The organism is Kitasatospora sp. NPDC001095 (assembly GCF_053598615.1).
In genome coordinates, this window is the sequence record NZ_JBSFKQ010000008.1 from 184,354 (window position 1) to 205,116 (window position 20,763).

The window sequence follows — 20,763 nt, forward strand, 5'->3', positions numbered from 1 at the left end:
GGAAGAGCCGGCCGGGCGGTCGCGACGGGTCCCAGACCCGCCGAGGAACGTCCGGGCTCCACAGAGCAGGGTGGTGGGTAACGCCCACCCGGGGTGACCCGCGGGACAGTGCCACAGAAAACAGACCGCCCACCGCTTTTCGTGGTGGGTAAGGGTGAAACGGTGGTGTAAGAGACCACCAGCGACCGGGGTGACCCGGCCGGCTAGGTAAACCCCACCTGGAGCAAGGTCAAGATCGGTGCCCTCGGGCACCGTGCGCGGACGTTCGAAGGCTGCTCGCCCGAGTCCGCGGGTGGACCGCACGAGGCTGTCGGCAACGGCAGCCCTAGATGGATGGCCGCCTCCCCGGGCCGCGTGAGCAACCCGGGAGACAGAACCCGGCGTACAGGCCGACTCTTCCGTCGCCGACCTGAGGAAGGCCCCTGACCTGCGAAACAGCAGGTCAGGGGGCCTTTTCATGCCTCGAAGGCCTGTAACCACTTGCTGACTCTTCGTTTCTGTTTCTGCCTGTTTCTGGGTGTGCTGTGGCGATCGCGTGGCGGTGAGAACTGTCGAAACAGCCATCCGAGACCCATGCGCTGATCACGACAGCACTCGACGCGCGACTCAGCTGGCCAGCGCCTCCCCGAGCAGCGCGTACGGCCGACCGGTGAGCTGGCGATGCAGCGTCTCGGCGCGGGATCGGATCAGACCCTCACGGTAGGTGGCCGGCAGCCGCTCCCACACCCCGGATGCCATTTCGGCGGCACCGGTCGGGTCGCCGTCGACGTGCAGGCATGCGGCGGTGTCCACTGCCAGCAGGGCGCGCACCATCACCGACGGAGAATCCGTGAGCGCCAGGGCGTCCTCCTGCGCCTGGTAGGCGCTGCCCGTGTCGCCCAGCAGTGTGTACGCCTGCGACAGGTGCACGTGGTGCTTCTGCTCGGGGTAGCCGAACCAGGTGTCGGCCGCCTCGGCGCCGTCCAGGCGCTCCGCGAGATTGCGCGCGTCGTCCAGTGCTCGCCGGGCCCCATCGAGGTCTCCGGAGGCCGCCTGAGCCCGCGCGGTGACGGCCGCAGCGAGTGCTCCGGCCGCCGTTGGGCTGCTCCCCGCCTCCCGCCGGGCCCGCTCGGCGATCCGAGCGGCAGCGCCAGGAGCGCCGTAGTTGAGCGGGACCATGGCATGCCGGGCCAGCACCCACGCGATCATCCGCTGATCACCGGACTCTCGCGCGGCCTGCTCGGCGGTGGCGAACCACCGGTAGGCGTCGCGCTGGTCGCCGCGATCGTGCTGGACGATCGCCACCAAGCCCGCAATGCCTGCCGCCGTCCGGGCGAGGTCTGCACGGGTACGCGCCGGGTGAGGGCGGTTCAGCACCTCGCCCAGCAGATCGAGATCACCCATCATCTCGGCGAGCACCGCCTCCGGTGCCCGGCCACGGTAGCCGCCCCGGTGCCGCTCGAACGCCGATTCCAGGTAGGCGAGATCGCCCTCTCCGGATGGCCTGAGCGCGGCGGCGATCCCCTCGCGGGCCTGCGCGATATCGGGCAGCACGACGATGCCGGCGGCTGCTCCTATCCCTGCTCCGATGAACTTCCGCCTGTCCACGCTGTAGCCCTTCGTGCTGCGCTCACTCCGGTACCGCCGCGAGGCGGCGGCGGCCTCGGCCACCTGGTCCACGGTCAGACCGTAGGCGTCGGCGATCCCCTGGTACGACGGTTTCTGCGGAATTCGTTTCTCCGTTTCCCACCGCTTGATGGTCTCCCAGTCGCACCACTCACCACTTGCTGCGGCGACTAACTCTGCCTGCTCGGCGCGTGTCTTCTTCGGATGCGCCTCGCGGATCTCCCGTAGCAGGCGGCCGATCCCGTCCGGGCTGACACCGCTCACAAGTGGCCCCCTCGATCGAAGCTGACGGTGCATCAATTCCGGCCCCATTGGCGGCCCCCTGCCAGAAAATGCACCCCTTCGTGGCCCCTCTCCTACGGCATGCCCGCGCCGTTCAATGACTAACAGCCGCCCAGCGCGAGGAATCACCGATCCCCCTCGGCTCCATGGAAGAGCGCCGGGCGGCCCCTGACTACCGGAGGCCGCTGTGACGACCAGGACGACGCTGCCGCGCACAAAGCACGGCCCGATCCATGCCGACACTTCGTTCCGGATGCGGCCCGCGGCGGGGCGGCGCCACGATGGAGGCAGCGGGCAACGCCCGAATCCGAGAGGAAGGGGGCGCGACCATGGCCCCTCCGGCACAGGACACGTGCAGTCGCATGCGGGTGTGGATGACCACGGCCGAGCACGCGGTGGACCGCGACCACACGGCGGTGGCGGACGACCAGACCCGGCTCGCGCAGCTGAACGCCCAGAACCCTCCCGATCCGGTGAGGGTCTCCGAGGCCGAGGCGGGACTGGCCGCGGACCGCCGACAGCTGTCGTACGACGAGAAGCGGCTGTCCGACCTCCAGCACAAGTACGACCAGGAGTGCGCGGTCCCCCCGCCCTCGGCGACGCGGTGACGCCCCGGACGGGAGATGCCCGCCCCGGCCGGGGCGGGCACGGCGGTCTCAGGCGGGGTGGGCGCCGACGGCGTCGCGGATCTGGTCGCCGAGGCCGCCACTGACGCGGGCGCAGTTGGCGCAGCAGAAGAACATGCCGGCGACCTCGACGCCGTGGCCGACGATGCGGACGTGGCACTGTTCGCAGCGTGGCGCGAGTTTCTCCATCGCGCACTCGAAGCTGTCGAAGGTGTAGGTGTCGCCGGTGACCGTCTTGATCTCGAAGGCCAGCCAGTAGTCGTTGCCGCAGGTGACGCAGATTGCCATGGCGGCCGTCTCCTTCCGGTGGGGCCGCGGCCCGGGGTGGTCGCGCGGTCACTTCCAGTCTTGGAGGCTCCCGGGGAGACGGCCACTCGGCGTCGCCGTCAGGCGGAACGGGCGGAGAGTTCCTCCAGGGCGCGGACGGCGCGATCGGCGTCGTCGGCGGCGACGAACAGGTGGTCGTGGTGGAAGCCGGCCACCACGTTGCAGCTGATGCCCTCCTCGGCGAGCCGGCCGGACACGGCGGCGGTGAGTCCGACGGCCTCCAGTGCCGAGTGGATCCGCAGGGTGATCCAGGCCGCCACGTACTCGTAGCGCAGCCCGAGCGCGTCCGCCTCCTCCTGGGCGACCACCATCGTCACCCCCTCGGGCTCGGCGACGGTCACCACCGGCCGCATGCCGGCGGGCACCCGCGCGGGGAGCGTGCAGTAGACGTACCGCCCCGGGTTGAGCTGCGGGCTCATCGCGCGCAGCAGTGTCGCGAGGTCTCGTTCTGCGGCCATGCCCGCCACCGTAGCGGCTGGGCGGGGGATGCGCGGTGCTCCGTGGGCGTGTCGGAATCCGTTGACGAGCGATAGTCACCGATATATCGTCGAACTATCGAGACAGTGACTCGACTGCCTCGTTGAACCTCTGGGATTCGAGGAGGTGGGCGCGATGCGCTCAGAACGTCAGGGAAGGCGATTCCGCTGGGAGGACCCGCGCGGCGGCGGTCGGCGCCGCGGCCCGGGCCCGGAGTTCCGGGGGATGCCCGGGCAGGGCGAGGGTCGGGAGGCGTTCGGCGGGTTCGGCCCGCCGTTCGGCGGCGGCCCCGGCCGGCCGATGGGCGGCCCGTACGGGCACGGCTTCGGCGGGCACGGTGGCCGGCGCGGTGGTCCGCACGGGCGGCGCGGCGGGCGGGCCCGGCGCGGTGACGTCCGGGCCTCGCTGCTGGCGCTGCTCAAGGAGCGGCCGATGCACGGCTACGAGATGATCGCCGAGATCACCGAGCGGACCGGCGGGGCCTGGCGGCCCAGTCCCGGGTCGATCTACCCCAACCTCCAGCTGCTGGAGGAGGAGGGTCTGATCACCGCGGAGGAGGTCGGCGGCAAGCGGCTGGTCTCGCTCACCGAGGCGGGCCGGGCCGAGGCCGACGCCGGGCCGGCCGAGCCGTGGGCGGAAGCCGGCCGGGAGGTCGACTGGGAGGCCGTCCAGGAGGTCGGCCAGGCGCTCGCCGCCGTCGACCAGGCGATCCGCCAGGTCATGACCACCGGCACCGAGGCGCAGCGCGCCAAGGGGCTGACGGTGCTGACCGAGGCCCGCAAGAAGCTGTACCTCATCCTCGCCGAGGATGACTGACCGGTCCTGGGGGACGGGGCGGGCGGTGCCGCTGCCCGGGCGGTCGGGCGGTCGGGCGGTCCGGGGACGGCCTCACGGCCGGACCACGAACAGTGCCACGCACACCAGCACCAGCACCGCCCACCCGAACCAGAGCCAGGCGCTCGGCCCGATGACCACGCTGTGGACGCACACCGCCGGCAGCAGCAGCCCGGTGACGCCGGCCACCTGCCGGTTGTGGTGCTCGACCGCCCGGGAGCGGCTCCTCGGGTGCCGTACCGTCCTCGCCATGCCGACCTCCCGGGGGGAGCGTGCGGAGGAAGGGGGCGGCCGTCAGCCGGAGGCCGCCTCGTCGTACTCGTAGCGCCAGAACCAGCTCAGGCCCCGAACCTGCTTGCTCCGGACGTACACCAGTGTGCGTGCGGGGGCCTCGCCGTGCGCGGGGACCGGGACCTTGTACTTCTTCGGCACGCCGAGTATCGGCCCCAGCGGGATCGGCAGGATCGTTCCGTCCAGGGGGCCGCCGACGAATTCGGTGTCCGCGCTCTTCATCCCTCCAGGGTCTCACCTCCGCCGAGGACCCGGGACCGGCCGGGCACCGGCCCGGGAGCGGTCCCGGAGCGACCGGGGCCGCGTCGGGAGTGTGACCGGAGAGGCACCGCCCCCGGTCATCCGGAAGCCCTCCGCACCCTTATCCTTCCTGTTACGCCCTCGGGGTCCACCCCGGGTCAGCGGGCCCCGTACGGGCCGGTCGAGGCGCGAATCCGCGCGCCCTCCGGTCGACTTGGCGCGGACAGCGTGCTGCCGCGACTGCGTACCGTGACCCGGGCGTCGGCCGTCCGGTGACCCCGGGCCGCGGCCGGCAGGGCGCGGACGTCAGGGCCGAGCACCCCGGGAAGCAGCCGGGGGCGCCGTGCGTTGCGTCGAGTGGTACGTCGAACGCTGTGTCGCACCAGGCACGGCAGTTGCGCGGAAGGGGCCCGATGGAAGCCGGCAGCAGGTGGACGACCTGGTGGCAGAAGCGTGATCGTCAGCGGGCGGGGGGCTCGGACGACCCGGCCGCCGGACTCGATCAGCTGCTCGGCGCGGTGCGCGCCGGATTCCCGCTCGCGCCGGCCACCCACCCGGCCGGCTACCGGTGCTCCTGCGACCGGGTGGCCTGCCCGGCCCCCGCCCAGCACCCGGTCTCCTTCGCCTGGCAGACCCAGGCCACCACCGACCCCGAACAGCTCTCCCGCTGGCTCGCCCGCGACCCGCAGGCCAACTTCGTCACCGCCACCGGCCGGGTGCACGACGTGCTGGACGTCCCGGCGGAGGCCGGCCGGCTGGCGCTGGAACGGCTGACGGCGCTGGGCGTCGAGGGCCCGGTCGCCGCCGTCGGCGAGGAACGCTACCTCTTCTTCACCGCCACCCGCGGCACCCCGCAGGACGAGGACGAGTGGTGGCCGAGCGCGCTCGACTCCACCCCGGACACCATGTCCGAGCACCCCGGCCTGCGCTGGCACTGCCGCGGCTCGTACACCCTGCTGCCGCCGGCCGCGTTGCCGGACGGCTCCCACGTGCGGTGGCTGCGCGGGCCCGAGCAGCCGCTGCCGGACCCGCTGCGCGTCCTGGACGTGCTCACCGACGCCTGCACCGAGGTGGGCGCCGTCGCCGAGGAGCAGTGGCTGATCGGCTAGACGCCCACCGGGCGGCGCCGGACACCGCTGCGCGGGTCACGGCGCCGCGGGTCACGGCAGGGTGAGGATCTCCGCGCCGTCCGCCGTGACCACCAGGGTGTGCTCGAACTGGGCGGTGCGCTTGCGGTCCTTGGTGACGACGGTCCAGCCGTCCTCCCAGATCTCGTAGTCGTAGGTGCCCAGGGTCAGCATCGGCTCGATGGTGAAGGTCATGCCCGGCTTGATCACCTCGGTGGCCCGCTCGCTGTCGTAGTGCGGGATGATCAGGCCGGAGTGGAACGACGTGTTGATGCCGTGCCCGGTGAAGTCCCGCACCACGCCGTAGTCGAAGCGCTTGGCGTAGGACTCGATGACCCGCCCGATGACGTTGATCTGACGGCCCGGCTTGACCGCCTTGATCGCCCGGTTGAGGGATTCCCGGGTGCGCTCGACCAGCAGCCGGGACTCCTCGTCCACGTCGCCGACCAGGTAGGTGGCGTTGAGGTCGCCGTGCACCCCGTGGATGTACGCGGTGGCGTCGATGTTGACGATGTCGCCGTCCTGGAGCACGGTCGAGTCCGGGATGCCGTGGCAGATCACCTCGTTGATCGAGGTGCAGACGGACTTGGGGAAGCCCCGGTAGCCGAGGTCGGACGGGTAGGCGCCGTGGTCGCACATGTACGCGTGGGCGACGGCGTCCAGCGCGTCGGTGGTGACACCGGGGGCGATCAGCTTGGCCGCCTCCTCCATCGCCCGGGCGGCGATCCCGCCCGCGATCCGCATCTTCTCGATCGTCTCGGCGGTCTGCACCTCGGGCCCGGTGTACGGCGTCGGCGCGGGCTTGCCGACGTACTCGGGGCGCGCGATGTTCGCCGGGACCTTGCGGATGGGGGACTGGATGCCGGGTACGAGAGCCATGCCGCGAGTCTAGTCGCCGGGCCGATCCGGACCCTGGGCGATCCCCGCCGGTCCCTGGCCGGTCCAGGGCGGTGTGCGTCCCGGCCCGGGGCGGGGAATGATCGGTACCGACCCAGTCCTTCCGGCCTTCTGAACAGGAGAGCGCGATGCCCCTCGGATTCAACCGCAAGCCGACCGGCAAGCCCGGCGAGTGGTTCTACTGCATCAAGCACGACAAGGTCGAAGAGGGCCCGGAGTGCCCGGCGAAGGACCGCCTCGGCCCCTACGCCAGCCCCGAGGAGGCCGCCCAGGCCCTGCGCATCGCCGACGAACGCAACCGCGAGTGGCAGAACGACCCGCGCTGGAGCGACCAGCCGAAGGACGACGCCGAGTAGACCCGGGCCGGCGGTGTCGGCTCGATCGCGCCCATGTGTACTCGTCTCGCAGCCCGACCGGCGGCGACTGCGGGTGGGTGACTACCGCATCGTCTGCACGGTCGACAACGGGCAGTTGGTGGTGTGGGTGGTCCACGTCGGCCACTGCTCCACGATCTACGGCCCCTGGCGGAGCGCCCGGTAACCCGGGGCGGGGTGCCGGTCACGTCGCCGGGGTGGCCTCGGGTTCGGCGTGTTCGTGGGCGGCGCGGACGGCGGCGGCGTGGGGGTCGGTGCGGTCGTCGTAGGCGAGCAGCTTCGGGAGGGCGGCGGCGACCGCGAGCACGGCGACGACGCAGGCCATGCCGCCGGTCCAGACGGCGGCGCGCACGCCGATCAGTCCGGCCATGGTGCCGGCCCTGACCTGGCCGAGCTGCGGGCCGACGGAGTAGCTGAGCAGTTCGACGCCGGCCATCCGGCCGCGCAGCTCGTCCGGGATGGACTGGTTCCACATGGTCGAGCGGGCGAGCCCGCTGATCTCGTCGGCGCCGCCGGCCAGCGCCAGGCCGAGCAGCACCAGCCAGATGTGCTCGGACAGGCCGGCGAGTGCCATCGCCCCGCCCCAGCCGACGGCGGCGGCCACCAGCAGCCGTCCGTGCCGGTGGACGCGGGAGGTCCAGCCGCTGGTCGCGCCGACCAGCAGGGCGCCGAGGGCGGAGGCCGCGTACATCGGCCCGAGCGCCCAGTCCGCCCCCAACTCCGAGGCCAGGAACGGGAAGACGGCCACCGGGTAGGCGAACAGCATGGCGCAGGTGTCGATCGCGTAGGTGCCGAGCAGGTCCTTGCGGCTCCAGGCGTACCGGACGCCGTTCAACACCGCCTGGACGGAAGGCCGTTCGGCACCTGTGGGCGGCGGCACCGCCTTGATCCGGACGAGCAGCAGCAGCGAGGCGGCGAAGGTGAGGATGTCCAGCGCGTACGCGGTCTGCACCCCGGCGAAGGCCACCACCACACCGGCCAGCGCCGGCCCGGCGATCGAGGCGACGTTGTGGTAGAGCGACTTGAGGGCGAACGCGGCCGCCAGGTGCTGGTGCGGGACGACCCGCGGGGTGAGCGAGTCCAGCGCCGGGCGCTGGAGGCCGTCGGCGGCCGCGGCCAGTGCGGCGACCACATAGACCGGCCAGAGCAGCGGATGCGGCAGCAGGGCGTTGAGCAGCAGCAGCCCGGCCAGCAGGCCGAGCGCGGCCTCGGCGCGCAGCACCAGCTTCCGGCGGTCCAGGGCGTCGGCGAGGGCGCCGCCCCACAGGCCGAAGACGATCAGCGGGACGAGTTCGACGGCGCCGATCAGACCGACCGCGAAGGAGGAGCCGGTGAGCTCCTTGATCTGCATCGGCACGGCGATGAACGTCAGGAAGCTGCCGAAGCTGGTGACGCAGCCGGACGTCCACAGGTAGCGGAAGTCACGGGAGGCGCGCCAGGGGGACAGGTCGGGCGTCAGCGAGCGCACCAGCTTCCGGGCGCGTCCGGACACGGGGGGATGCGGGGGTTCGTCGACGTTCACGAACCATCATCCTCGGGTGGTGGTCACGCCTTCCGCAAAGGGTTTTCCACGTGGTGACGGACCGGCACGTGCCGACGGACCGAAGGCCACCACCGGCTACCAGCGGCTGATCGCGGGCGTCGACGTCAGCCGCCCGGCGAGGTCGGCGAGCCGGGCCCGGACGGAGCGGAGGCCGGGCCGCTGCCCGGCGGCGGCGCTGACCAGGTGCTGGGCGAGGTCGAAGGGCTCCTCGGCGGCGGTGCCGACGACCAGCCGCTCGTGCGCGAGCTCGCGGAGCTCATCGAGACCGCCGAGACCGTCGTGACCGCCGTGACCGCCAGGACGGGTGAGGCCGCCGAGGCCGCCGGGTTCACCGGGCCCGCCCGGCCCGCCCCCGTCCAGCGACAGCACCGTCGCGCCGTGCCGCCGGGCGTCGTGCACCCGCTCCAGCAGCGGGGCGCCGGCCGTCCGCGGGACCACCAGCAGCACGGTGGCGCCTCGCCCGGCCTCGGCGAGTCTGCGCAGATCGTGCGTCAGATGGGCGGGGGCGTCGGCCGGCGGGCTGTGCCGCAGCAGGGTGGGTGCCAGCCCGGGGACGTCCGACCAGGCGGCCTGGTCGTCCAGGTGGGCGGCCAGGTGCCAGGGCTCGTACGTCTCGGTTCCGACCAGCAGCAGCCCGCTCGCCCCGCGCCGGTCCACCGATCGGCGCAGCGCCCCGGCGAAGCCGCCGACCGCCTCCAGCCAGCCCGTTCCCGTCAGCCGTTCCCGGAGTGCCGAAACTCTCACCGCGTCCATGCGGCCCAGGATGTCCCGCGAGGCCCGGGATTTGGCAGGATCGGCCCATGACTTCCCTCGATTCAGCGACAAACCCGGCCCACGAGGTACCCGACGTCTCGCAGTTGGTGGTCGGTGTCCTCGGCGGCACCGGCGACCAGGGGCGGGGCCTGGCCCTGCGGCTGGCCAAGGCCGGCCAGCAGGTGATCATCGGCTCCCGCGACGCCGCCCGGGCCGAGGCCTCGGCGGCCGAGCTGGGCCTCGGCGTGCGCGGCGCCGACAACGCCACCGTCGCCCGGGAGAGCGACGTGGTGATCATCGCGGTCCCGTGGGACGGCCACGCCGCCACCCTGACGGCGCTGCGCGAGGAGCTCGCGGGCAAGATCGTCGTCGACTGCGTCAACCCGCTGGGCTTCGACAAGCAGGGCGCGTACGCGCTGAAGCCGGAGGAGGGCAGCGCCGCCGAGCAGGCCGCCGCGCTGCTGCCGGACTCCCGGGTCACCGCCGCGTTCCACCACCTGTCGGCCGTGCTGCTCCAGGACGAGTCGGTGGAGTCCGTCGACACCGACGTCATGGTGCTCGGCGACGACCGGGAGGCCACGGACATCGTCCGGGGCCTGGCCGGCCGCATCCCCGGGATGCGCGGCGTCTTCGCGGGCCGGCTGCGCAACGCCCACCAGGTGGAGGCGCTGGTGGCCAACCTGATCTCGGTCAACCGCCGCTACAAGGCCCACGCGGGTCTGCGGATCACCGACGTCTGAGCGACGGCCCGTCCTACCGGTCGTCCCCGGGGCCGCCCTGACCGACAGGACGGGCCCGACGGCCGTGTCGACCTCACCCCTGGCCCGGCGCCGGAGGTGAGGTCGGCGACAATGGGTGGCGGCCGTGACCCGGCCGCCCACACCCGTTCTAGGAGCCTTCCGCCATGCCTCGCACGTCCGTCTTCGCCCTGGCCGCCGTCGTCCTCGCGCTCGTGGCCCTCGTGGTCTCGCTGGTCCAGGGCTTCTGGCTGGGCCTGATCTGGCTGCCGCTGGCCGGGGTGGCCAGCAACGTGCTGTGGATGAACCGCCGCCGGGCCAAGATCGCCGCCGCGGTCGCCGAGCAGGGCTGAGCCGGCCCGGCAACCAGCCGGGGCTAGTTCTTCCAGAAGCTGAACAGGTACCGGCCGAGCGTCGCGTAGTCCTGGTCCACGCCGAACAGGGTCATCAGGCCGTGGACGATCCCGAAGAAGAACTGGTTCACCTGGGGCTGCCACAGCAGCGCGAACACCGCGAGCATCCCGTACGGCGCGAACGGCTCGACCGCGCGCCGGGTCTTGTACGACAGCCAGGGCTCGACGATGCCGTAGCCGTCCAGCCCGGGCACCGGCAGCAGGTTCAGCACCGCGGCGCTCAGCTGCAGGAAGCCGAGGAAGCCCAGCGCGCCGGAGAACGGCGAGATGATCAGCTCGTAGCCGTTCCAGTACGCGTGCACGGTGGGATCGTCCAGCCAGCCCGCGCCGATCGGGATCAGCAGCGCCGCCGCGATGAGCAGGTTGACCAGCGGGCCGGCCGCCGAGACCAGGCTGTGCTTGAGCCGGCCCTGGATGCGGTGGCGCTCGATCCAGACCGAGCCGCCGGGCAGGCCGATGCCGCCGAGGATCACGAAGACGATCGGCAGCACGAAGCTGAGCAGTACGTTGGCGTACTTCAGCGGGTTGAGCGTGAGGTAGCCCTTGGCGCCGACGGTGATGTCGCCGCCGTGCAGCGCGGTGCGCGCGTGGGCGTACTCGTGCAGGCAGAGGGAGACCATCCAGCCCGCGACCACGAACAGGAACACCCCGAACGAGGCGTTGCCGTAACCCTGGTACACCGCCCAGCCGGAGGTGCCGAGGACGGCGAGGAGCACCCAGAACACCGGGCTGATCCGGCGGTCCTCGCTGCGGGAGCGCGGCGTGGCGGCGAAGGTCATGGTGTGGGTGCTCCGTGGGCAGGGGAAGAGGATCGGGTTCGGACCGTGGTCGATCATGCCGGGCGGTCCGGTGGCCGGACAAGCGGCTCCCGGTGAACGTCCGGGAGCGCGGTGGCGTTCCACCCTACGCGCCCGCCGGGGGAGGGGCCCAGGACAAATGTGCGGCCCTTCCCCCGGCGATCGACCAGAATGGTCCGGTGTACTACGGCATCCTCGGGACGACGACGGCCCACCACGACGACGGCACCCCGGTGCCGATCGGCGGCGCCCGGCTGAGGGCCCTGCTCAGCGCCCTCGTCCTGCGGCAGGGCCGTCCGGTCCCGGCCGACCTCCTGGTGGACGAGGTGTGGGACGCCGATCCGCCGCAGGACTCCTCCGCCGCGCTCCAGACCCTGGTCGGCCGGCTGCGCCGCACCATCGGCCGGGACGAGGTCGGCTCCGGCCCGGCCGGGTACTGGCTGACCGGCCCGGCCTCCGACCTCGCCGACTTCCAGCGGCTGACCGGCGAGGGCCGCCGCGCCCTGGACGCCGGGGACGACGCGCTCGCTGCCGAGAGGTTGCGCGCGGCGCTGGCACTGTGGCGCGGCCCCGCGCTGGCCGACCTGCCGGACCGCGGCGGCCCGGCCGTCCGGTTGGAGGCCCAGCGCGAGGAGGCCCGCCGCCACCGGATCACCGCCGAACTCGGCCTCGGCCGGGCCGCGGAGCTGGTCGCCGAACTGGCCGAGCTGTGCGAACGGCAGCCGCTGGACGAGTCGTTGCAGCTGCTGATGATCCGGGCGCTGCACGGGAGCGGGCGGACGGCCGAGGCGCTGCGCCACTACGAGCGGACCAGGCGCGCGCTGGCTGAGGAGCTCGGCGTCGACCCGGGCCGCGGACTCCGCGCCCTGCACGCCGAGTTGCTCGCCCCGATGCCCGCGACGCCCGCAGCCCTCACAACCCCCGCAACCCCCGCAACCCCCGCGGCCCCCGCGGAGCAGCGGGCGTCGAAGCCGGAGCCCGCCGGCACCCCGCCCCCCGGGCCCGACGCCGCACCCGCGTCCCAACTCCCACGCCCCGGCGGCAACCTGCGCGGCCGGCTGACCAGCTTCGTCGGCCGTGAGGACGATCTCGCCACGCTGCGCGGGATGTTGACGGACCGTCGGTTGGTGACCCTGACCGGCCCCGGCGGCTCCGGCAAGACCAGCCTCTCGACCGAGGCCGGCCGCGCCGAACAGTCCGCCGGGGGCTGGCCGGACGGCGTCTGGGTGGTCGAACTCGCCCCGCTGGAGAGCCCGGGCGCGGTGCCCGCCGCCGTGGTCTCGGCGCTCGGCCTGCGCGAGATCGTGCTGCACAGCACCAGCATGGTCGCCGAGGTGATCGAGAAGCGGGCCGAGGACCCGGTGCGTCGGCTGGTCGAGCACTGCCGCCACCGCCGGATGCTGCTCGTCCTGGACAACTGCGAGCACCTGATCCAGGCCGCCGCCGACCTCGCCGACGCCCTGCTCGCCGAGTGCCCCGGGCTGACGGTGCTCGCCACCAGCCGTGAGCCGCTGGGCGTGCCCGGCGAGACGGTGCTGCCGGTCGAGCCGCTGCCCGACCCGGTCGCGCTGCGGCTGTTCGCCGAGCGCGCGGCCACCGCCCGTCCGGGATTCGACCCGCAGGGCGACCCGGAGGCCTGCGCGGAGATCTGCCGCCGGCTGGACGGGCTGCCGCTGGCCATCGAACTGGCCGCCGCCCGGCTGCGGGTGATGACGGCGCGCCAGATAGCCGACCGGTTGGACGGCCGGTTCGCGCTGCTCACCGCGGGCAGCCGCACCCTGCTGCCGCGCCAGCAGACGCTGCGCGCGGTGGTCGACTGGAGCTGGGACCTGCTGGGCAAGCGGGAGCGGGCGGTGCTGCGCCGGCTCTCGGTGTTCGCGGGCGGCTGGCAGCTGGAGGACGCCGAGACGGTCTGCGCCGACGGCGTCGAGGTGGCCTCCGGCGAGGTCGCCGACCTGCTGCTGTCACTCGTCGACAAGTCCCTGCTGGTGGCCGACCTGGACGGGGCCAGCCTGCCGCGCTACCGGATGCTGGAGACCATCCACGAGTACGCGACCGAGCGCCTCGCCGAGTCCGCCGCAGAGCGCACCGCCACCGAGGCCCGCCACCTGGCGTACTTCCGCACCCTGGTCGCCGTCTCCGACGGGCAGATCCACGGCCCCCGGCAGCTGCACTGGCTGGCCGTGCTGGAGCGCGAGCAGGACAACATCCGGACGGCGCTGCGCCGGGCGATCGACCTGCGGGACGAGGAGCAGGCGCTGCTCATCGCGGTGGGCATGAGCTGGTACTGGTCGCTGCGCGGCTACAGCCTGGAGGCGCGCACCTGGTACAACGCGGTCGCCGCGCTCGGCCCGGACCCGTTCGGCCCGGACGCCCCGCGGCCGGTGCCGCTGGAGCGCAGCGTCTTCGCGTACGAGCTGCCGCTGTCCGCCGGGGTGGTCGAGGAGGCCCGCCGGCTGCTCGCGATGTTCCGGCTGATCGGGCTGTTCGAGGGCAACCTGGACGTCCTGGGCGACCCGGAGGCGATCCGGGTCGCCCAGCGGCTGATGGACGCCTACACGCCGGACCTGCCGCAGGCCTACCGCTTCCCCGGGCTGATGCGGGTGTTCGGCGCCTTCCTGGCCGGCCGCACGGACGTGATGAAGGAGCTGATCGACGACGCCGTCCGCGGCTGCGAGCAGCACGGCGAGGTGAGCGACCTGGCCTTCATCCTCCAGGTGCGGGCCAGGATGATGAACGACTGGCCGAGCGGTGCGGAGCAGAGCATCGTGGACGGCGAGCGCTCGCTGGAGCTGTACGAGCGGTCGGGTGACCTCTGGGGGACCTCCCAGGCGCTGTCCGCGCACGGCGAGTCGCTGGCCAACCGGGGCGAGTCCGCGGCCGCCGCCGAGGCGTACGCGCGGGCGATCGAGCTGGTCGAGGAGCTGGGCGCGTCGCAGGAGGTGCCGATCCTGCGGGTGAACCTGGGCAGCGCCCTCCTGGAGCACGACATGGACCGCGGCGAGCGGGTCATCCGCGAGGCGCTGGCCTCGATCGACACCCCGGGCCTCAACCAGTCCACCACCGGGGCACTGATGTTCGGTCACCTGGCGCTCTGCGGCATCCACGCCCAACGGGGCGAGTTCGCGCAGGCGCTGGCCGAGCTGGACAGGCTGGACACGGTCCGGGTCGGCGGTTTCGCGCCGAGCCTGGTGAGCGGGATGCTGCGGAGCTCCCGCGGCTGGATCATCGCCCGGGCCGGGGATCCGGAGGCGGGGTTCGAGCTGCTGCGCGACGGCTGGCGGCAGCTGCGGGCGGTGACGGCGGCGAGCGGCTTCGCCGAACACATGACGGTCCTGGTGGTGCCCGCGGTGACGGCGGTGCTGTGCGCCTTCGCCCAGCGCGACGGGGACCTGGAGCGGGCCCGGGTGGCGGCCGTGCTGACCGCCGCGCACGGTGGCCTGAACGGCCCCAAGGGCGGCTACCTGGACCGGGCCGAGCGGGTGCGCACCGAGGCGGTCCTGCGGGAGCTGCTGGGCGGGGCCGGGTACGAGGAGGCCCGGGCCGGCGGGGTCGGGATGACCCAGGAGCAGGTCTTCGAGGTGCTGGAGGGGCTGATCGGCTAGCCCGTGCGGTCGAGCCGGTGCGGCGGCGCGCGGTCGAGCCCGTACGGCCGGCGCCCGTCCCCTGGTCACCGGCCGCACGGGCCCGTACGTCGGCCGGCGCCCCGTCCCGGGCGGCCGGCCGTCCTGCCCGTCGGCCTTTCCCCCGCGGGGCCGACGGTGGTCGGGTGGGTCAGGTCCGCTTGCGGAAGCGGGCGACCGCCAGCGGGGCGAAGACCGCGGTGACGGCGGCCGACCAGATCAGCACGATCATCACCGGATGGGCCACCGGGCCCTCGCCGTTGAGCAGCGAGCGGGAGGCGTCGGCCAGCGCCGACAGCGGATTGATCTTGGTGAAGGCCTGCAGCCAGCCCGGCATGGTGTCGGTCCGGGCGAAGATCGAGCTGCCGAACTGCATCGGCATCAGGACCAGCATGGCCACGCCCTGGACGGCCTGGGCGCTGCGCAGGGCCATGCCCAGCAGCATCGAGATCCAGACGATCGACATGCCGAACACCAGGCCCAGGCCGATCGTGGCCAGCACCTCCAGCAGACCGGTCTTCACCTCGAAGCCGATGCACATCGCGAAGCCGATCAGGATCGCGAAGGAGAGCAGCCCGCGGAGGGTCTCGGCGGCGATCTTGGACAGCAGCACCGAGGACCGGCCGATCGGCAGGGTGCGGAAACGGTCCATCACGCCGGTCTGGAAGTCGCTGTTGAGGCCGGTGCCGACGGCCATCGCGAGGGTGAGGCCGGTCTGCCCGAGGAGCCCGGGGATCAGGTACTGCTTGTAGGTGTCCTGGTCGCCGGCCATCGCGCCGCCGAAGACGTAGACGAACAGCACGGTGAAGATGATCGGCATCAGCACGGCGTCGAACATCGACTCCGGGTCGGCCTTGATCCGCATCAGGTTGCGCCGGGTCAGCGCGCCGACGTGGCGCAGGGTGCCGACCAGGCCGATCCGGCTGTCCTCCGCCGACGGCCGGGTGGTGCGGCCCGGTGCGGGGGTGAGCGTGGCGGTGGTCATGCGACGGGCTCCTTGGCGAGGCTGGGGGCGGTGTCCGCGGCGGACGCGGGCTTGCCGGTGATGGCGAGGAAGACCTCGTCCAGGCTGGGCACCTTGGTGTCGATGCCGGCGACGGCGAAGCCGCGGGTGCCGAGCACCCCGATCACCGCGGTCAGCTGCGCGTCGTCGGTGATCGGCACCGCGAGCAGCCCGGTGTCGGTGGACACGGTGGCGTTGGTGATGCCGATGTCCCGCAGGCAGTGGGCCATGTCCGGCAGCTCGGCCGGGTGGGCCGGGCGCACCTGGAGGGTCTGGCCGCCGACCTTGGCCTTGAGCTCGGAGACGGCGCCGTTGGCGATCACCCGGCCGCGGTCGATGACGGTCAGCTCGTTCGCGAGCTGCTCCGCCTCCTCCATGTACTGGGTGGTCAGCAGCACGGTGGTGCCCTCGGAGACCATCCGCTGCACCTCGTCCCAGACCTCGTTGCGGGTGCGCGGGTCCAGGCCGGTGGTGGGCTCGTCCAGGTAGAGCACCCGGGGGCGGCCGATCATGCTGGCGGCCAGGTCGAGCCGGCGGCGCATGCCGCCGGAGTAGGTCTTGGCGGTCCGCTTGGCGGCCTCGGTGAGCGAGAAGCGCTCCAGCAGCTCGGTGGCCCTGGCCTTGGCGTCGCGGCGGGAGAGGTCGAGCAGCCGGCCGATCAGGTAGAGGTTCTCGTACCCGGAGAGCAGCTCGTCCACGGAGGCGTACTGGCCGGTGAGGCCGATCGTGCGGCGCAGCTGCTTGGGTTGGCGCAGCACGTCGTAGCCGCCGACGTACGCGGTGCCGGCGTCCGGCTTGATCAGGGTGGAGAGGATGCGCACCAGGGTCGTCTTGCCGGCGCCGTTGGGGCCGAGCACGCCGAGGACGGTGCCCTCCCTGACGGTGAGGTCGACCCCGTCGAGGGCCTTGGTCCCACCGAAGTGTTTGACGATGCCGTGCACCTCCACGGCGTGTGCGGAGGTGGTTCCCCGGTCGTTCGGGGCCGTCGCGATTCGTGTCATGCCCCCAGGCTGTCCGCCGCCGCTGTCAGCTCCCTGTCGGGCCCGCCCCGTCCGCTGTCAGGCCGCTGTCACCGGTTCTCGGCCGCGCCCGTGGACACGACAGCGGCCCCGCTCCGGGCTGTGGAGCGGGGCCGTGGGGCCGTGTGCGTCGGCGGAAGGCGCCGTCGCGTCAGTGGAAGCTGTGCTCCGCCGCCGGGAAGGCGCCGGTGCGCACGTCCTCGGCGTACGCCCGGGCGGCGTCGCCGAGGACGGTCCGCAGGTCGGCGTACTGCTTGACGAACTTGGGCACCCGGCCGGCCGTCATGCCGGCCATGTCGGTCCAGACCAGCACCTGCGCGTCGGTGTCCGGCCCGCCGCCGATGCCGACGGTCGGAATCGCCAGCTGCTCGGTGACCTGGGCGGCCAGCTCGGCCGGGACGGCCTCCAGGACCACCGCGAAGGCGCCCGCCTGCTGGACGGCCTTGGCGTCGCGCAGCAGCCGGTGCGCCGCCTCGTCGCCGCGCCCCTGGACCGGGTAGCCGCCGAGGGCGTGCACGGACTGCGGGGTGAGGCCGATGTGGGCCATCACCGGGACGCCGGCCTCGACCAGCAGCTCGATCGAGCGGGCGCTGCGCTCCCCGCCCTCCAGCTTGACCGCGCCGACCCCGGCCTCCTTCATCAGCCGGGCCGCGTTGTGCATGGCCTGCGCGGGGGACTCCTGGTACGAGCCGAACGGCAGGTCGGCGACGATCATGGACCGCTTGGTGCCGCGGACGACGGCGGCGGAGAGCATCACCATCTGATCCATGGTCACCGGGACGGTGGTCTCGTAGCCGAGGTGGCAGTTGCCCGCCGAGTCGCCGACCAGCAGCACCGGGATGCCGGCCTCGTCGAACACGCCCGCGGTGAGGGCGTCGTAGGCGGTGAGCATCGACCACTTCTCGCCGCGCTGCTTGGCGGCGGCGAGGTCGCGGACGGTGACCCGGCGGTTGGTGACCCCGCCGTAGAGGGAGGTGGTCGACGCCTGGTTCTGGGCAGGCGAAGGCGTAGAAGCGTTCATCGAACGGACTCCTGAAGGGTTGTCGTCTCGTGGCGCCGTACGGCGTCCCCGGATCACCTCCATGCTTGCACGCCCCGGCTCCGGCGCAAAGAGGGGTGCGGTCGTCCCGGTGCGATCCGGGACACACGGGGCGTGCGGGCCGCCCCGGGCCGGGGCGCGCGGGAGCCTCCCGAATTTGCCCGCCCTTTACGAAACGGATTCGGCTCGTATCGTATCGGCCGCTACTCTGGTGCGGGGGGTTGCGAGACGTGCTCGGCTCGTAAATGCCCGCCAGTGCCACGCCAACACGGACGGGAAGAACCATGACCACCGCAGCCGCGCCACCTCGTGTGCCGGAAGCCATCCACCGTCGGCGCTGGGTGATCCTCGCCACCCTGCTGCTCGCCCTGCTCGTCGTCGTCCTCGACAACTCGATCCTCAACGTCGCGATGAAGACCATCGCGACCCCCGCGCCGGTCGGACTCGGAGCCACCCAGAGCGACCTGGAATGGTCGATCAACTCCTACACCCTGGTCTTCGCGGGACTGCTGTTCACCTCAGGCCTGCTCGGCGACCGGTTCGGCCGCAAGCGCGCTCTGCTGGCCGGCATGCTGGTCTTCGGAGTCGCCTCGCTGCTGTCCGCGCTGGCCGCCTCGCCCGGTGAACTCATCGGATACCGCGCCCTGATGGGCGTCGGCGGCGCGCTCGCGATGCCCGCCACGCTGGCGATCATCATGAACGTCTTCGAGCGCTCCGAGCAGCCCAAGGCGATCGGGATCTGGGCCGGCGCGGTCGGTCTGGCCATCGCCATCGGCCCGATCACCGGCGGCCTGCTGATCGAGCACTTCTGGTGGGGCTCGGTCTTCCTGGTCAACGTCCCGATCGTGGTCGTCGCGCTGGTCGCGATGGTGATCCTCGTCCCCGAGTCCAAGGACCCCAACCCGGGCCGGATGGACCCCGTCGGCGTGCTGCTGTCGATCGTCGGCCTGGTCGCGCTGATCTACGGCATCATCAAGGGCGGCGAGCTGGCCGACTTCACCGCGGTCGAGGCCTGGGTGCCGACCCTGGTCGGCGTGCTCGCCCTGGCCGCCTTCGTCTGGTTCGAGCGCCGCACCCCGTTCCCCGCGCTGGACGTCACCTGGTTCCGCAACCGGGTGTTCAGCGCCTCCGTGGTGGTCGTCGGCGTGATCTTCTTCGCGCTGATGGGCGTCTCCTTCTTCGGCGTCTTCTACATCCAGAGCGTGCGCGGCTACAGCGCCCTCCAGGCCGGCGTGCTGATGCTGCCGCTGGCCGCCGCCCAGCTGGTGTTCGCCCCGCGGGCCCGGCTGGTGGTCGACCGGCTCGGCGTCGCCGCCACCGCCACCGGCGGCATGCTGCTGGTCGCGCTCGGCTTCCTCGGCTACGTCGTGCTGACCGCCACCAGCCCGATCTGGGTGCTGGTCCTGCTCGGCCTGGTGATGGGCGCCGGCATGGCGCACGTCATGCCGCCGGTCACCGTCGCGATCATGGCCTCGCTGCCCCGGGAGAAGGCCGGCGCCGGCTCGGCCGTCAACAACACCTTCCGCCAGGTCGGCGGCTCGCTCGGGGTCGCCGTGCTCGGCGCCGTGCTCTCCACCGCCTACCGCGACGGGATGGCCGACACCCTCACCCGGCTGCCCGAGGACCTGCGCGACAAGGCCGGCGAGTCGCTGGAGGCCACCCTGGCCATCGCCGACCGCATCCCCGGCGGCCAGGCGCTGATCGCCCCGGCGAACGACTCCTTCATCCACGCCATGCACGTGGTCGCCTCGCTCTCGGTGGGCGTCTCGCTGGTCGGCGCCGTGGTCGCCTGGTTCCTGCTGCCGCGCCGCCCGGCCACCCCCGCGGGCCCGGCCGGTCCGGCCCCCGAACAGCGCGGCCAGGCACGGGAGGCCGCGGCCGCGGACGCCCGACCTGCGGCCGGCGCGCGCCGTGACTGAGTGACAATGGCCCTGTCATCCGGGTACGCCACCGGGCGGCGGGGCCGACCACGAGGGAGAGACAGCGGGGATGAAGACGGACACGCCGACCGCCGGCACCGGGCAGCACTGCGCCGAGGTACGCCGTGGCCGGCCCCGCAGCGAGGCCGCCGAGCAGGCCATCCTCACGGCCGTCGAGGACCTGATGGCCGGCGGCACCGCGCTGTCGGAGCTCACCATCGAGGGCATCGCCGCCGCGGGCGGCGTCGGCAAGGCCACCATCTACCGGCGCTGGCCCAACAAGGAAGCCCTGCTGGTCGACGTGGTCAGCCGGCTGGAGGAGCCGCTGCCCGAGTCCGCCGGCGCCGGCGCCCGGGCCGACCTGATCGCCCTGGTGGACCACATCCGCCGGCGCGGCCTGGCCAAGCGCACCCGCTGGGTGCTCAAGGCCGCCCTCGGCCAGATGCAGACCCTGCCCGAGCTGTACTCCGCCTACCGCGAGCGGGTGATCAAACCGCGCCGGGAGGTCGGGCTCCGCCTGATCCGCCAGGCCGTCGCCGAGGGCGTGATCCGCGACGACCTCGACGTGGACCTGCTCAACGACCTGCTGCTCGGGCCGATCCTCTACCGCAGCATCCTGTGGGACGACTCCGACCTGGAGGACCCGGACCTGGCCCGCAAGCTGGTCGACTCCGTGCTCGAGGGCCTCGCACCCCGCTGACCGGGCCGCCCCCGCGCGGCCTCGCCCGCCCCCCGCGCGGCCTCGCCCCGGACGTGGCCTCCCTCACCAAACCGGGCCACGCCGGAACCCGCTCAGCAGGCCCGACGTCTGTCCCGGCATAGGCTGAGCCGGGTCCG

General features: G+C 73.0%; 21 protein-coding genes, 1 other RNA gene and 1 pseudogene. 11 read left to right on the plus strand and 12 right to left on the minus strand.

The genetic code is table 11. The annotated features are described in order from the left end of the window. Positions 1–3 precede the first annotated feature (3 nt). Positions 4–401, plus strand: an RNA gene (gene rnpB, locus ACWDBB_RS10740) — RNase P RNA component class A. A gap of 205 nt (positions 402–606) precedes the next feature. Here the strand turns inward: rnpB and ACWDBB_RS10745 are convergent. Then, positions 607–1,869, minus strand: a complete 1,263-nt coding sequence (locus ACWDBB_RS10745) for a transcriptional regulator (protein WP_449789235.1) — start codon at positions 1,867–1,869, stop codon at positions 607–609. Between the two features lie 392 nt (positions 1,870–2,261). Between ACWDBB_RS10745 and ACWDBB_RS10750 the strand changes: the two genes are divergently transcribed. After that, a complete protein-coding gene (locus tag ACWDBB_RS10750; RefSeq protein WP_449789236.1) occupies positions 2,262–2,495 on the plus strand; it encodes a hypothetical protein in 234 nt (77 codons plus the stop codon). A gap of 48 nt (positions 2,496–2,543) precedes the next feature. Here ACWDBB_RS10750 and ACWDBB_RS10755 read toward each other — a convergent pair whose 3' ends face one another. Further along, positions 2,544–2,801 carry a Prokaryotic metallothionein gene (locus ACWDBB_RS10755; RefSeq protein ID WP_449789237.1) on the minus strand — a complete coding sequence of 86 codons (258 nt, stop codon included), beginning with the start codon at positions 2,799–2,801 and terminating at the stop codon, positions 2,544–2,546. Positions 2,802–2,899: 98 nt separating this feature from the next. Beyond that, complete coding sequence (locus ACWDBB_RS10760; protein WP_392869558.1) at positions 2,900–3,298, minus strand: ACT domain-containing protein; 399 nt, start codon at positions 3,296–3,298, stop codon at positions 2,900–2,902. Positions 3,299–3,452: 154 nt separating this feature from the next. Between ACWDBB_RS10760 and ACWDBB_RS10765 the strand changes: the two genes are divergently transcribed. Then, positions 3,453–4,133 (plus strand): PadR family transcriptional regulator, encoded by a 681-nt coding sequence (locus tag ACWDBB_RS10765; RefSeq protein ID WP_449789238.1) that lies wholly within the window; start codon positions 3,453–3,455, stop codon positions 4,131–4,133. A gap of 72 nt (positions 4,134–4,205) precedes the next feature. On the opposite strand, the gene ACWDBB_RS10770 is transcribed toward ACWDBB_RS10765, so the two are convergent. Both ACWDBB_RS10770 and ACWDBB_RS10775 read right to left on the minus strand, forming a co-directional pair. Continuing rightward, entirely contained in the window at positions 4,206–4,403 is a 198-nt protein-coding gene (locus ACWDBB_RS10770; protein WP_449789239.1) for a hypothetical protein, read from the minus strand. A gap of 42 nt (positions 4,404–4,445) precedes the next feature. After that, the gene (locus ACWDBB_RS10775; protein ID WP_392869552.1) at positions 4,446–4,664 is read right to left on the minus strand and encodes a hypothetical protein; all 219 of its coding nucleotides are present in this window, start codon (positions 4,662–4,664) and stop codon (positions 4,446–4,448) included. Between the two features lie 431 nt (positions 4,665–5,095). Here ACWDBB_RS10775 and ACWDBB_RS10780 point away from each other — a divergent pair, with 431 nt between their 5' ends. Further along, positions 5,096–5,791 carry a bifunctional DNA primase/polymerase gene (locus ACWDBB_RS10780; RefSeq protein WP_449789240.1) on the plus strand — a complete coding sequence of 232 codons (696 nt, stop codon included), beginning with the start codon at positions 5,096–5,098 and terminating at the stop codon, positions 5,789–5,791. A 51-nt stretch (positions 5,792–5,842) separates the two neighbouring features. On the opposite strand, the gene map is transcribed toward ACWDBB_RS10780, so the two are convergent. Continuing rightward, complete coding sequence (gene map / locus ACWDBB_RS10785; RefSeq protein ID WP_449789241.1) at positions 5,843–6,688, minus strand: type I methionyl aminopeptidase; 846 nt, start codon at positions 6,686–6,688, stop codon at positions 5,843–5,845. A gap of 146 nt (positions 6,689–6,834) precedes the next feature. On the opposite strand from map, the gene ACWDBB_RS10790 reads away from it, so the two are divergent. Then, positions 6,835–7,062 carry a hypothetical protein gene (locus ACWDBB_RS10790; protein WP_392869546.1) on the plus strand — a complete coding sequence of 76 codons (228 nt, stop codon included), beginning with the start codon at positions 6,835–6,837 and terminating at the stop codon, positions 7,060–7,062. 40 nt (positions 7,063–7,102) lie between these two features. Further along, positions 7,103–7,246: pseudogene (locus tag ACWDBB_RS10795) on the plus strand (type II toxin-antitoxin system RelE family toxin); the annotation flags it as partial. Positions 7,247–7,264: 18 nt separating this feature from the next. Here the strand turns inward: ACWDBB_RS10795 and ACWDBB_RS10800 are convergent. Together ACWDBB_RS10800 and ACWDBB_RS10805 are read right to left on the minus strand one after the other, a co-directional pair. Then, entirely contained in the window at positions 7,265–8,572 is a 1,308-nt protein-coding gene (locus tag ACWDBB_RS10800; RefSeq protein WP_449789242.1) for an MFS transporter, read from the minus strand. Positions 8,573–8,698: 126 nt separating this feature from the next. Then, positions 8,699–9,376, minus strand: coding sequence for a hypothetical protein (locus ACWDBB_RS10805; RefSeq protein ID WP_449789243.1), 678 nt, complete (start codon positions 9,374–9,376; stop codon positions 8,699–8,701). A 47-nt stretch (positions 9,377–9,423) separates the two neighbouring features. Here ACWDBB_RS10805 and npdG point away from each other — a divergent pair, with 47 nt between their 5' ends. Beyond that, positions 9,424–10,116 (plus strand): NADPH-dependent F420 reductase, encoded by a 693-nt coding sequence (gene npdG / locus ACWDBB_RS10810; RefSeq protein WP_449789244.1) that lies wholly within the window; start codon positions 9,424–9,426, stop codon positions 10,114–10,116. A gap of 164 nt (positions 10,117–10,280) precedes the next feature. After that, positions 10,281–10,466, plus strand: coding sequence for a hypothetical protein (locus ACWDBB_RS10815; RefSeq protein ID WP_392869538.1), 186 nt, complete (start codon positions 10,281–10,283; stop codon positions 10,464–10,466). 23 nt (positions 10,467–10,489) lie between these two features. Here the strand turns inward: ACWDBB_RS10815 and ACWDBB_RS10820 are convergent, their stop codons facing one another. Then, positions 10,490–11,305 carry a site-2 protease family protein gene (locus ACWDBB_RS10820; RefSeq protein WP_449789245.1) on the minus strand — a complete coding sequence of 272 codons (816 nt, stop codon included), beginning with the start codon at positions 11,303–11,305 and terminating at the stop codon, positions 10,490–10,492. 197 nt (positions 11,306–11,502) lie between these two features. Here ACWDBB_RS10820 and ACWDBB_RS10825 point away from each other — a divergent pair, with 197 nt between their 5' ends. Continuing rightward, positions 11,503–14,928 (plus strand): AfsR/SARP family transcriptional regulator, encoded by a 3,426-nt coding sequence (locus tag ACWDBB_RS10825; protein WP_449789246.1) that lies wholly within the window; start codon positions 11,503–11,505, stop codon positions 14,926–14,928. Positions 14,929–15,097: 169 nt separating this feature from the next. Here ACWDBB_RS10825 and ACWDBB_RS10830 read toward each other — a convergent pair whose 3' ends face one another. The 3 genes from ACWDBB_RS10830 to panB all read right to left on the minus strand — a co-directional run bounded on the left by ACWDBB_RS10830 (position 15,098) and on the right by panB (position 17,989). After that, complete coding sequence (locus ACWDBB_RS10830; protein WP_449789247.1) at positions 15,098–15,931, minus strand: ABC transporter permease; 834 nt, start codon at positions 15,929–15,931, stop codon at positions 15,098–15,100. Beyond that, entirely contained in the window at positions 15,928–16,950 is a 1,023-nt protein-coding gene (locus ACWDBB_RS10835; RefSeq protein WP_449789248.1) for an ATP-binding cassette domain-containing protein, read from the minus strand. The genes ACWDBB_RS10830 and ACWDBB_RS10835 overlap by 4 nt, the downstream gene beginning before the upstream one ends. Positions 16,951–17,119: 169 nt before the next feature. Beyond that, positions 17,120–17,989, minus strand: coding sequence for a 3-methyl-2-oxobutanoate hydroxymethyltransferase (gene panB / locus ACWDBB_RS10840; RefSeq protein WP_449789249.1), 870 nt, complete (start codon positions 17,987–17,989; stop codon positions 17,120–17,122). A 302-nt stretch (positions 17,990–18,291) separates the two neighbouring features. Here panB and ACWDBB_RS10845 point away from each other — a divergent pair, with 302 nt between their 5' ends. Together ACWDBB_RS10845 and ACWDBB_RS10850 are read left to right on the plus strand one after the other, a co-directional pair. Beyond that, on the plus strand, positions 18,292–19,926 hold the full coding sequence (locus ACWDBB_RS10845) for a DHA2 family efflux MFS transporter permease subunit (RefSeq protein WP_449789250.1): 1,635 nt from the start codon (positions 18,292–18,294) through the stop codon (positions 19,924–19,926). Between the two features lie 70 nt (positions 19,927–19,996). After that, positions 19,997–20,626, plus strand: coding sequence for a TetR/AcrR family transcriptional regulator (locus ACWDBB_RS10850; protein ID WP_449789251.1), 630 nt, complete (start codon positions 19,997–19,999; stop codon positions 20,624–20,626). The last annotated feature ends 137 nt before the right edge of the window (positions 20,627–20,763 follow it).